Below are 11,904 nucleotides of genomic sequence, written 5' to 3'. Positions count from 1 at the left end.
CGCGGAAGAATACGGCATCGATATCCTACGCGTCCAGGAGATCCGTGGGTTCGAGCTAGTGACGAAGATCGCAAACACGCCGGAGTTTATTCTCGGGGTCATCGATTTACGCGGAATCATCGTCCCGATCGTCGACCTTCGGATCAAGTTCCGGCTTTCGACGGTTGAATACGATCAGTTCACCGTTGCAATCATCATCAATGTTTGCGGCAAAACCATGGGTATCGTCGTCGATGCCGTCTCCGACGTCATCATGCTCGCGCATACCCAGATCAAACCCGTTCCGCATATGGGAACGCACGTCGACATCCAGTACATCCTGGGCATAGCTTCGGTTGAAGAACGCATGCTGATTCTGGTCGATATCGAGAAGCTCATGTCCAGCGAGGACATGGAACTCGTCGAAACGGCCGCGAGCGCTTGACAAGGAGGTTTTACCAATGCCAATCCTTATCGATTTGAACGGACAAGTCGCGCGGCGTTGCGCCGACATTTCAGCCGCTCTCACCCGTATAGCCGGCGGCAATTACGACGTCTCGCTGCCCTCCGACGGAGGCGATCCTCTGCGCGAGATCGTAGAGGGGCTCCACTCCTTGCAAGCCGGTTTGCGCGAACAGCGCAACAAACAAGAAGACGAATTTTTACGGCTCCAATGCGCGCTGCAGAATGTTTCGACCAACATCATGATCGCAGACAACGAGTTTCGGATCGTGTACATGAACCGGTCGATAGAGAACATGTTCCAGAACGCGGCAGCAGACATCCGCAAGCAGATTCCGGGCTTCGACCCGACAAGTCTGAGCGGTCGCTGCATCGACGAGTTCCACCGCGATCCCGCGCACCAGCGCCGCATTCTGTCGGCCCTTCAGAAGGACTCGTACAAATCGCGTATTGCGATCGGCGGGCGTTCTTTCGATCTTTCGGCAAACGCTGTCTATAGCGATGCCGGCGAGCGCATAGGCACGGTGGTTGAATGGGACGACTGTACTGCGGCTCTTCTTTTTGAAGGCGAGCAGCAGCGTCTGAGTGCGGAAAGTGCCCGCCTGCTTTGCGCGGTCGATAACGTGTCGACGAACATCATGATCGCCGACAATGATTTCCGCATCGTATTTCTGAACCGCGCGGTTCAGAAGATGTTCGAAGAAGCCCTTGTCGACATTCGCAAAGACCTTCCGCATTTCGATCCGAAGGCGCTACTGGGCACGTGTATCGATGATTTCCACAAGCGAGCGCAGCATCAGAGAGACATTCTCTCATCGATGCGCGGCGATGCGTATAAAGCGCGTATAAGCATCGGCAGCCGCTTTTTCGATCTAGCGGCAAATGCGGTCTTTAGCGATAGCGGCGATCGCATCGGTACGGTGGTCGAATGGTACGACTGTACCGCGGATCTGAAGGAGCAGGCCGAGGAGGAACGTCGCAAAGCGGAGATGTTACGGATCAAGACGGCGCTCGATAACGTTTCGACGAATACGATGTTAGCCGACGAAAATATGAAGATCGTCTATATGAATAAGGCGATTCTCGATATGTTCCGTGTGGCGGAGAAAGACATCCAAAAAGATCTCCCCAACATGCACGTCGAGCGTCTCCTCGGTACGAGTATCGACGAATTCCACAAGGTGCCCGCGCATCAGAGGCGCATCTTGGGCAGCATTACGGACACACACCGTTCCGAGGTCACGATCGGCGGGCGTACCTTTGTATTGTCCGCTAATGCCATTATGGACGAGAAGGGCGCACGCCACGGCGCCGTTGTAGAATGGGTCGATCGTACCGCGGAGGTACAGGTCGAAAAGGAGGTCGGCGACATCGTTTCGGCGGCTTCCGGCGGCGACTTCTCGCAGCGCATTATCCTAGCCGGCAAAGATGGCTTCTTCCACGCACTCGCCGCATCGATCAATACGTTGATCGATATCTGCGAGATGGGACTAGGCGACGTCATGCGCGTCTTGGCCGCATTTTCGCGCGGCGATCTCACGGAGCGTATCGAGGCCGACTACGGCGGTATGTTTGGGCAATTGAAAGACGACGCAAACGCGACGTCGAGCAGCTTGCAGATGCTGATCCAGCAAATCAAGACGGCGGTCGACGCCGTAAAGAGTGCTGCCGAAGAGATCGCCGCCGGCAACGCCGATCTCTCACAGCGCACGGAAGAACAGGCCTCCAGTCTGGAAGAAACCGCTTCCAGCATGGAAGAGCTCACCGCTACCGTGCGTCAAAGTGCGGAGAATGCGCGGCAAGCCAACCAGCTCGGCCTGGGGGCGCGCGACGTGGCGATCAAGGGCGGCGACGTGGTCGAACAGGTCGTTGTCACGATGAGCGCGATCAACGACAGTTCGCGCAAGATCGTCGAGATCATCAGCGTCATCGACGGCATCGCGTTCCAAACCAATATCCTGGCTCTGAATGCCGCGGTAGAAGCCGCACGGGCAGGGGAACAGGGGCGCGGCTTCGCGGTCGTGGCCGGGGAGGTGCGCAACCTCGCACAACGCAGTGCTGCAGCCGCCAAAGAGATCAAGACGCTTATCGGGGGATCGGTTGAAAAAGTCGAAGGCGGCACGCGTCTGGTGCAACAGGCCGGCACGACGATGAAGGAAATCGTCGATTCGGTGAAGCGCGTTACCGAATTGATCGGCGACATCGCGCAGGCGTCGCTGGAACAGAGTAGCGGCATCGAACAAGTGAACAAGGCGGTCATGCAGATGGATCAGATCACACAGCAGAATGCCGCCGTTGTAGAAGAAGCCGCTGCTGCCGCGGTTTCGCTCGAAGAGCAGGCTCGCTCGCTCGCAATAACGGTTGGAACCTTCCGTGTCGATGGGGTGCTTCCGCTCGCCGGTGCGCCGGCAACACCGGCGCTGGCACTGGCGAAGCCGGCGAAGAACGGACGGGGAGCGCCCGTAAGGCGCGGTGCAAAAACTCAAGCTGATGCCGATTGGAAAACATTCTAGAATCGTACGGCTTCACCGAGAGCGATTTCCGCCGAGTTCGCGCCCTTATCCGCGAATTGGCGGGGATCGCTCTAGGGGATGTCAAGCGCGAGATGGTGTACAACCGCCTCTCGCGACGGCTTCGCGCTCTTAAGATCGAGTCGTTTCACGAATATCTCGATGTAATCGGTAGCGACGAGTGCGAACGCGTGGCATTCGTCAACGCGCTGACGACGAACCTGACCGCGTTTTTTCGGGAACCCACGCATTTCGTGATGCTGGATGCATTTTTGCGCAAGGCTAAGCGGCCGATGAGAATCTGGTGCTCCGCCGCGTCTACCGGCGAAGAACCATACTCCATCGTGATGACGGCATGTGAATCGCTACGGACGCTGGAGCCGCCGTGCAACGTTCTTGCCACGGATATCAATACCGAGGTCTTGGCGCAAGGCGAGGCAGGCGTCTATGCCTTGGATCGCTGCAAGGATCTGACCCAGGAGCGCCTCCATGCATTTTTTCTTCGGGGGAGCGGGCCGAACGAAGGCTTCGTTCGCGTTCGCCCAGAGGTGCGCAGTCTGGTCGTGTTTCGCGAAACAAATCTTCGTTCCAATGCGTGGCCGTTAAACGGAGATCTAGACGTGATTTTTTGCCGGAATGTGCTTATCTATTTCGATAAGCCCACGCAGCGCGACGTGATCGGGCGAATGGTGGGGCTGCTGCGGCCGGGGGGCTTGCTCTTTACCGGGCATTCCGAACTCATCAGCGGATTTAACGAAAGCCTCAAACCAGTCGGCCGTACAACCTACGAACGCACAAGCACGGCCTGACCCTGTGAACGACAACCCCCTGCTTCCGAATCGTTATTTCGATACGTATTTCAAGACCGATACGGTCAAGCTTACGCCCGGACAGTATTACGTTACGGATGAAGACGTCGCCATCGTGACCGTGCTTGGATCGTGCATTGCGGCGTGCATCCGCGACGTCACTAGCGGCAAGGGTGGCATGAACCATTTTATGCTGCCCGCCATTCGCAGCCAAGACGGCGTCAAGATCGGGCATACACTGGGCATGCGCTACGGATCCTACGCGATGGAACTGGTTATCAACGAACTTATCAAACACGGGTGCCGCAGAGAAAATCTCGAGGCCAAAGTTTTCGGCGGTGCGGCGGTCGTGAAAGCATTCACTCAACTCAACATCGGGGTAGATAACGCCGTATTCGTTCGGGAGTACTTGAAGGTGGAGAAAATCCGTCTCGCATCGGAGGATCTCTTGGGCGACGTGCCCAGGAAGATCTACTTTTTTCCGCGCACCGGCGTCGTGCACGTTAAATACCTGCGTACGGTCACGAACGACACGGTGTCGGCCCGTGATGTCGAATATATGGAAAAGCTCTCACGCCAGACGATCTATGGCGACGTGGATATTTTCTCGTGACCCCTATCACGCGTTTGCTCATCGTCGACGATTCGTCGATCATGCGTAGCGTTCTTCGTGCGGTCATCACGGCAATGCCGGGGATAGCGGTTGTGGGAGAGGCGGCCGATGCCGAGCAAGCACGTGAGGCAATCGAAATGTTGGTGCCGGATGTGATGACGCTCGACATCGATATGCCGGGAATGGACGGGCTTACCTTCCTGGAACAGATTATGCAGGTTCGCCCGCTACCGGTGATCATGCTCTCCTCGCCGACCGTGGCGAGTACCGAACTCACGCTGCGCGCGCTCGAATTGGGCGCGGTGGATTTCGTATTGAAACCGATCGTATCGAACCCCTCGGATTTTGGTGCCTTCGCCGATCTTCTTTACGAAAAGGTACAAGCGGCTAGGCGCGCGCGCATGCGGACGCCCGCCGGGGAGTCCCGCAACGGCCTTATCTTGATCGGTGCATCGACCGGCGGAGCCGAGGCTTTGCGAACGATCCTCGCCGCGTTACCCGCGACGCTCTCGCCCGTCGTCGTTACGCAGCACATGCCCAAGCTGTTCACGAGGTCGTTCGCCGAGCGAATGGATAGATCGAGCGCGCTGAGAGTTCACGAAGCGGCGAATCTCGATGCGCTGCTTCCCGGACATGCATACATTGCTCCGGGGGATATGCACCTGCGCGTCGCCGGGCGTCCCGGCGAATACCGTGCCGTCCTGGATGAGGGGCCGCGAGTCAACCGCCATCGCCCATCCGTGGACGTTCTTTTTGAGTCGGCTGCCAAGGTCGCGAGTTCTGATGCGGTCGGCATACTACTCACGGGCATGGGAGCCGATGGCGCAAAGGGGCTGCTCGCGTTACGTCGGGCCGGCGCTCATACGGTGGCCCAAGATGAGGAATCCTCGATGGTGTTCGGCATGCCGAAAGCGGCGATCGATCTCGGAGCCGCATGCGAAATCGTACCCTTGGAACTCATCGCGCAACGGATCGTCGCTACGATGCGACGACAGCGGGAACGTCGAGGATAAACGCAACCTCGCCGCTTCCCATGACGGTGGCACCGATCAACCCGGGCACGCGTCGGAAGTTGGCTTCGAGGCTCTTTACGACAACCTGGTATTGGCCTTCGAGTTCGTCAACGCATAGTGCAGCGATGGCGCCTTCGCTCTCCACGACTACTGCGATAGGGCGATGCGCAGTTGCCGCTTCGGACATTCCAGTGATTGAAACGAGCGGTACTTGCCGGCCGCGGAATTCGACGACCCGATGCGCAGAGCCGATGGTATGCACGGAGCGCTCACCGAGCGAAAAGGATTCCACGATGGTTTCCAGCGGAATCACATAGGTCTGTCCATCAGCGCGAACCGCTAATCCATCGATGATCGCAAGCGTCAAGGGAACGCTAAGCGTGACCGTCGTTCCGAGCCCTTCTTTCGAAGCGATGTCGACGCGGCCGCCTAGGCGCGTGACGTTGGCCAGCACGATGTCCATTCCAACCCCTCGGCCCGAGATATCGGAGACCTCGCTTGCCGTAGAAAGGCCCGGGGCGAAGACTAGGGCCCAAACCTGCGCGTCGGGCGCATCGGCGGGGACTTCATTCCCGAGCGCTCGCGCTTTCGCAAGGATGGCTTCTCGGTTCAGCCCGCGTCCATCGTCGGACACCTCAATGAGGACGCGGCCGCTTTCTTGCCGCGCCCGCAGTCGAATCGTGCCGCGCCGTTCTTTGCCGAGGGATTCGCGGAGTGCCGGCGGTTCGATTCCGTGGTCGATCGCGTTACGGATCAGATGCGCGAGCGGATCGGCGATCTGCTCCATGAGACCCTTATCGAGTTCCGTATCGTCACCGGAGGTGACTAGAACAGCATCCTTCCCGAGTTTGTGCGCGGCCTCCCGTACGACGCGCGTAAACCGTGCGAAAAGCATCCCCACCTGCATCATGCGTACCGCCATGACGCCTTCGCGCAGGTCGCGCGTCTGCCGTTCCAACACCTCCACGGTGCTCATCAGGGTTGCATGCACGGCTGAATCGACATCCTGAACGGATTGAGCGAGCGTTGAGGTCGTAACGATCATCTCGCCCGCCAAATTGATGAGCCGTTCGACCTTATCGAGCCGCACGCGAATCGTCGAAGCATCTGAATCGCCTCCGGCCGGGATGATCGAAGGCGTAGCCGGTTCGGTTCGCGCGGGCCGCACGGGTTCGAAGAACCCATAGCTTTCATTCTCTTGGGGAGGCTTCGTGCGAGCGACCATCTCACCGCGGTCGCGCACCCCCGCATTGACGATCTCTACGCCATCACGCGGTCCGCCGAGATAGGCGCAGAGATCGCGGATTTCTTGTTCGGCTGCCGGGGTACGAAGCGCAAAGCGCCAGATAGGCTGCTCGGCATCCTGTGGGCGCAATCGTACGACGCCCAGGTTGGAAAATGCGTCGGATAGTGCGTCCAGGGCCGCGGCGCGATCGGCTCCGATTTGCTTACAGGAGTAGAGTACTTCGAAGGTATGCTGAGCACCGGTCATGGTTTCGGCGGCGAATCGAAGCAGCTCGGTTTCCATTTGCTTGGCGGCCCCAGGATCGATTTCGGTGTCGGCGCGATACGCTTCGAGTTGGAGCTGCAGCACGTCCCGTGCGCTCAGGAGCACATCGATCATCTCGGCCGACATCGCGAGCCTTCCTTGCCGCACGCGGTCGAGGAGGGTCTCCATTGCGTGCGTCAACGTCGTCATCGAGGAAAAACCAAACGTCCCGCTCGCGCCTTTGATCGAATGCGCGATACGAAAGAGCGCCGCGATGTGTTCCTTTTCCGGATTTTCGACATCGATGGCGACGGCGAGTGCTTCCAAATGCTCTAGGTGCTCGGCGACCTCGTCGAAGAAGCCCTGATAGAACTGTTTGATATCTATGGGCACGCTAGAGCACCTTGCGTACGACTTCCAGCAGACGCTCGGGGTCAAACGGCTTTACCAGCCAGCCCGTTGCGCCGGCATCACGTCCCTGTTCTTTCATCTGTGTTCCCGACTCCGTGGTGAGGATCAGAATCGGCGTGTTCCTGTAGGTGGACAACTCACGCAGGCGACGGATCAGCGTGAGCCCATCCATTTTCGGCATATTCTGATCCGTTAGCACGAGCGAAAAGGCGCGTTCTTTGGCTTTGGCGAGTGCGTCCTCTCCATCGGCAGCCTCGGTAACGGCGTATCCTTCGGCTTTGAGCGTGAAGGCGACCATTTGCCGGATCGACGGGGAATCGTCAACCGCTAGAATCGTTCGTTCCATACATACTCCAAATTAGAAGAGATGAACGCTTCCTGCGGTCATCTCTCGCTGTGCCACCGCGTGCGAGGTGGTTTCGCCTAAAATCGCTTTATAATGTGTCTGTGGGCTTGCCAAGCCCGCCTCTAACGAAGTCATTCGACTTTCGGCATGATCGAGCAGTTGTATGACTAGATCGGGAAACTGCAGACAAATCACCGCTTGCCGGACATCATCGGAAACGCCTCCGGCAAGACGGCTCATCTCATCGAGCGAGAGCGTGATGATCTGTTCGGCGCTACGCATTTGCTCGATGACCTCATGGAATCGTTCCTGAGAGGAACGCGCGATCATCTCATCGCTTTCTTTTAGGCTTTGCATGTGACGTTCGACTTCGCCCGCAAGCTGTGAGAGGACTGCGCGCATTTGCTTCGTGATCGTGGAGGAGCGCTCGGAGAGTTTGCGCACCTCGCTGGCGACGACCGCAAAACCCCTGCCGGCGCTGCCGGCCCGCGCGGCTTCGATGGACGCATTGAGCGCGAGCATCTTCGTCTGATCGCTCATGCGATCGATGTCCCCAAACAACTCGACGACGCCGTGAATGCCCGCATTGAGTTGATCGATGCGGGTCGCCAGTTCGCCGACGACCACGGCATTGCTCTGCAGTTGCGCGACGATCCCCTCGAACGACTCTCGCATTTGCTCTAAAAATAGCTCGACCGCGCATTGCTCGGCGCCGGCCGACGTCACGTCGCGGTTTCGTAGCAGGTCCTCGGCGAGTTCGAACTGCCGCTTCACTTTTTCGTCTAGGCCGACGAAGGTGGGAATCAGCTTGTGGGCTGCATCGGCGACGATCGAGCGAATGCGCTGCAATTCTTCGCGGAGCGAGATGATTTCTTCGCTCCATCCTTCATAGAGAGTAGGTGTTGGGTCGCTCGATGCCCCGAGCGGGGCTTCAATCGCCGCAAACGCATGAGCCAAGAGTTGGATATCCGTCGTAAGCGCGTCGAAGGGCGTGCCGGAATGAGGTATCTCAAGATGCGCCCCGCCGCTCAAACAGGTCGCGATCGCTTCCTTGAGATTCGTGACACAGCGGCCGACCTCACTGAATTGCTCGACCGTTACGTACAGGATACGACCGTCCCGGACTGCATGAATGCGGAAGCATTCGTCCCCGGCGGCAAACCACTCCCAGGCCGTCTGTTCGGGACGCGTCGAGCCCCGTAGCCGTAGCAGTAACGGTGAAAACTCGTATTGGGCAGAGAGCTCCTGCCACGTGCCGCTACTCCATACAAGGTTGCCGGAATCCAGAGCGGCCACGCCAATGCCGGGCCGCGCGAGCGCGAGAGAGAGGTGCTCGATGAGTTTTTCACTATCTCGCGCCTGCTCGCGCCATGTATCGCATTCGGCTTGCAGCGCGGCATGGCGGTTCGCCGCAAGTCTGTGCTTGCGATATGCAAACAGCAAAGCTGCACTGGCAGCTATAGCAACGGCCGCGAGCGCGATACCCATATAGTTCAGTCCTCGGTCCTGCGGCAAGCGGGCGCTACCACCCGAGGCGATATCGTAACCGGGTCGTTACCGCAAGGCGATAATCGTCGCTTTTGCCGTTACGCCGTAGATTCCGTAGATACGGTAATGATACAGCATAACCCTGAAAGGCGGGTACCGGATATCGCCGATCGACGTACGTGTTCGCACCGTTTTATGGTGATCGATCGTAGCAGTCTGCGGATTACTGCAACCTGCGGATCGGACTATGCTTCCAGCGCCCTGGGGCGGGGGCTTCTTGAGGAACTCGGCGAGGATGCGCTCGCGGCGATTTCTCAGCAGCGCGAGTTTTATCGGTACGCCGACGACCACACCGTGCGCGGTGCGGCCCTCATTTCGTCCGACTCCTACATCGTACACCAATCTTGCCACGCGCGCGGTGCTGCGGACTCTCCCGTATGGATGGCTCGCGTTGAGGCCGCGCTTAGCGGACTCGGCAATACTGAGGCGGATCTGTGCGCGACTGCCGTGCGGGCTTTTCGCCGGCTCGGGGGATTCGAGCGCGCCTCTCTATGGCATGCCGACGGTACGCGCTTATGGCTCGTGGATGAAGCTTCGGAGGACAAGCCGGACATCTGCCTGCGCACGTTGCGGCAGCGCTTCGACGAGCAGTTTCTTTTCTCGTTGCAACAGACGGGCGGCTTCACGCTTTGCCCTAAAGCCACGGCGTTGAGCGGCCCCTGGAGTACCATCGAACGGCATATCGATGCCCTGGCTGCGGGTTCGGCGATCGCGAATGGGTACGGAGCCCTCGCCGAACAGTATGCACCGCACACGATCGCGGTCATCCCAATCCTTGTGAGCGGGAATCTCTACGGCGTGCTCATCGGAGCCCTTTCGCAGGCATCATGCCCGCCCGATGATATGTTGGCCGCATGTCGACTTTTCGGTGGCGGCGTGTCCGCCAAGCTGATGAGTTGCCAGGACGGGAATGCTCCGGCCGTCTTGGCTGATGCCCAATTGCTCGAAGAGCCTTTGGCGCTCATTCAAGCATCGGGCTCAGCCGCTCGCTATGCCCAAACCCGAACGCTCGAGGGCATTGCGCCGGCAAGCGGCGGTATCGACGAACTCGTTGCCGCGCTCTGTGCGTTGCATGGCGAGGATGTCTTCGCGACCCGGTCGCTGGGCATCGAGCACCCGGAGATAGCGTCGAAGTATGGCTGGTCCGGAGGGCTGCTCATCCTTCCGCTAACCTCGCGCGGCGAGGAGTATCTTGCATGGTTCCGGCCGAGCGCACCAACGATCGACGCGAGCCTGCCGGTAGAGTGTCGGGCGTGCTCGATCGCGACTGAGTGTGTTGGTGCGAATATGCACGTGTACTCGCGGCCGTGGACATTCGGAGAAATGCAACTCGCTCGCGCGATTCGCCGTAGGCACATCGCGCTGCGGAGTACCGCGGCGGAAATCGCGCTGAGTAACTCGAGCGGTATCGAGCCGCTAACCGGAGCCGCGACGCGCCGGGCGCTCACCGAGCGCCTAGCGCGCCGCGGCACCCTCATGAACGATCATCTCAACGCCCTTATCGTCTTCGATATCGATCGTTTCAAGAGCATCAACGATGCTCTCGGGAACGACGCGGGCGACCGGCTTCTATGCGCCGTTACCCAGCGCGTCGGTAGCATTATTCGGACGTATGACATGATCGCGCGAACGGGCGGAGACGAGTTCGCCGTGCTTTACGAGAACGTTCGGGAAAACGAGGCCGAAATGCTGGCCAAACGCATTTGCGATGCGTTCGAGCGGCCGTTCTTTGCGGAGGGACGCCTGCTTCACCTCAGCGTGAGCGCTGGTTTCGCGACCGCGCGCGAAGATGGCATGCACGAACTCCTACGCAATGCAGACGTCGCGATGTTCGACGCAAAACGGTGTGGCGGCAACCAGTTGTGCGCTTTTTCTCCCAAGGTTCGAACGCTGATGGCAAACCAGCTCTCCGTGGAGCAGCAGTTGCACGCAGCGCTCTCGCGCGGCGAATTCGGCATTGAAGTACAGCCCATCTTTCGCTGTGATGACCGTTCCCTGTGGGGGGTGGAGGCGTTGCTGCGATGGGACCATGCGCAATTCGGATCGATACCGCCCGCGGATTTCATAAAACTAGCGGAAGATAACGGGATCATCACGAGCATCGGCACGTACGTCGTGGAGACGGCCGCCGCATGCTTCGATCGTTGGCGTCGCGGGGCGAAGATTGCGAATGATTTTCGCTTTTCAATCAATTTTTCGAGCAATGACCTCGTGCGTCAGGAAAGCGCGCGCGACATACTGCGGATTCTCGAACGGGCCGGATTGCCGGCCTCGTCGCTGTGTGTCGAACTCACGGAAAGCGCGATTCTCGTCGATCCGGAGCGCGTTTCGGCGACGCTCGCTTTTCTGCGGGACGCAGGCGCCGAAATTGCCGTCGACGACTTCGGTACTGGCTATTCCTCGCTGTCCTTCTTACGGACCCTTCCCATCAGCATTGTCAAAGTCGACCGATCCTTTGTAGGAAGTATGCTCGTCGATAATCGCGATCTTGCGTTGGTACGCTCGGTCGTGCAACTCGCTCACGATCTGGATATGCGCGTCGTCGCAGAAGGCGTTGAATCAGCCGAAGTGCTCGAACGATTGATCGGTCTGAAGTGCGATTTCGGGCAAGGCTTCTATCTGGGAGTTCCGCAGAAGCCACTTGAGTTTGAGGAACAGTTTTTGACGCCAGCGCCGAAAGGGTCGGGCTAATTCGATAGGCGGAGCTGCCGGGCGGCACATCGC

General features: G+C 58.9%; 9 protein-coding genes. 6 read left to right on the top strand and 3 right to left on the bottom strand.

Going from position 1 to position 11,904, the window contains the following annotated elements:
* The 5 genes from VMW12_10740 to VMW12_10720 all read left to right on the top strand — a co-directional run.
* The coding region (locus VMW12_10740) for a chemotaxis protein CheW (GenBank protein ID HUZ50191.1) at positions 1–424 on the top strand (424 nt) is incomplete at its 5' end.
* A gap of 16 nt (positions 425–440) precedes the next feature.
* A complete protein-coding gene (locus tag VMW12_10735; GenBank protein HUZ50190.1) occupies positions 441–2,954 on the top strand; it encodes a methyl-accepting chemotaxis protein in 2,514 nt (837 codons plus the stop codon).
* Positions 2,939–3,760, top strand: a complete 822-nt coding sequence (locus VMW12_10730) for a CheR family methyltransferase (GenBank protein HUZ50189.1) — start codon at positions 2,939–2,941, stop codon at positions 3,758–3,760. Before VMW12_10735 ends, VMW12_10730 begins: the two co-directional genes overlap by 16 nt.
* 4 nt (positions 3,761–3,764) lie before the next feature.
* Positions 3,765–4,373, top strand: a complete 609-nt coding sequence (gene cheD, locus VMW12_10725; protein HUZ50188.1) for a chemoreceptor glutamine deamidase CheD — start codon at positions 3,765–3,767, stop codon at positions 4,371–4,373.
* Entirely contained in the window at positions 4,370–5,386 is a 1,017-nt protein-coding gene (locus VMW12_10720; GenBank protein ID HUZ50187.1) for a chemotaxis response regulator protein-glutamate methylesterase, read from the top strand. The genes cheD and VMW12_10720 overlap by 4 nt, the downstream gene beginning before the upstream one ends.
* On the opposite strand, the gene VMW12_10715 is transcribed toward VMW12_10720, so the two are convergent.
* Genes VMW12_10715 through VMW12_10705 form a run of 3 tightly spaced genes read right to left on the bottom strand, consistent with a single transcriptional unit; the run spans position 5,352 to position 9,120 of the window.
* Positions 5,352–7,268 (bottom strand): chemotaxis protein CheA, encoded by a 1,917-nt coding sequence (locus VMW12_10715; protein HUZ50186.1) that lies wholly within the window; start codon positions 7,266–7,268, stop codon positions 5,352–5,354. The two genes, VMW12_10720 and VMW12_10715, sit on opposite strands and share 35 nt — an antisense overlap.
* A gap of 1 nt (position 7,269) precedes the next feature.
* Positions 7,270–7,632, bottom strand: coding sequence for a response regulator (locus VMW12_10710; protein HUZ50185.1), 363 nt, complete (start codon positions 7,630–7,632; stop codon positions 7,270–7,272).
* Between the two features lie 12 nt (positions 7,633–7,644).
* A complete protein-coding gene (locus tag VMW12_10705) occupies positions 7,645–9,120 on the bottom strand; it encodes a methyl-accepting chemotaxis protein (protein HUZ50184.1) in 1,476 nt (491 codons plus the stop codon).
* A 126-nt stretch (positions 9,121–9,246) separates the two neighbouring features.
* Here VMW12_10705 and VMW12_10700 point away from each other — a divergent pair, with 126 nt between their 5' ends.
* On the top strand, positions 9,247–11,871 hold the full coding sequence (locus VMW12_10700) for an EAL domain-containing protein (GenBank protein HUZ50183.1): 2,625 nt from the start codon (positions 9,247–9,249) through the stop codon (positions 11,869–11,871).
* The last annotated feature ends 33 nt before the right edge of the window (positions 11,872–11,904 follow it).

The organism is Candidatus Dormiibacterota bacterium (genome assembly GCA_035532835.1).
Lineage (GTDB): Bacteria > Vulcanimicrobiota > Vulcanimicrobiia > Vulcanimicrobiales > Vulcanimicrobiaceae > DAHUXY01.
This window is presented reverse-complemented; position numbering and strand designations above follow the sequence as displayed.